This window comes from Maribellus luteus (assembly GCF_003576475.1).
GTDB classification, from domain to species: domain Bacteria; phylum Bacteroidota; class Bacteroidia; order Bacteroidales; family Prolixibacteraceae; genus Draconibacterium; species Draconibacterium luteum.
On record NZ_QWGR01000345.1, the window covers coordinates 1 to 502 of the forward strand.

General features: G+C 71.5%; 1 protein-coding gene. It reads right to left on the reverse strand.

Going from position 1 to position 502, the window contains the following annotated elements; genetic code table 11:
• Positions 1–502 (reverse strand): M17 family peptidase N-terminal domain-containing protein (locus D1614_RS25465; RefSeq protein ID WP_206610239.1); only part of this gene is annotated, 502 nt, incomplete at both ends.

Genomic DNA, 502 nt, shown 5'->3' on the forward strand with positions numbered 1-502 from the left:
GTCTCGTTGTGGCAGGCGAGCACCGCCTTGATCTTATGGCCGGCATCGGCCGCGAGGATGTCGGCATAGCGCTCGACCGGAACGCCCTCGCCCCAATCGACCTCGACGATCTCGACCTCGAGGCCGAGGCTCTCCAGCGCCTTGACCCGCCGGGCGAACTCCTCGGGATGCAGGATGTTGGCGGGTTCGGAGACGAGGTCGCGGGCGAACAGCACCGCGTCGGCCAAGGCCGACAGGGGGGCGAACGCGGCGCTCGCGGCGGCCGGGTCATGGGCGGCGATCTCGACCGCGACGACGGACGGCTTCTTCTCGGGCTTTTCAGTGGTGCGGTACTTGTCGAAGCGGTAGGCGGCCAGGCGGGCGCCGAAGGCGGCGCGCGGCGGGAACTCGGCGGGGGCGGCGGGGAGGCTGATCCGCAGGACCGCGGCGCCGGACCCCTTGGCGGCCTGGAAGGAATCGGCGCCGAAGGTTTCCGCGCCCTGGGCGTCGAAGGCGTCCTTGT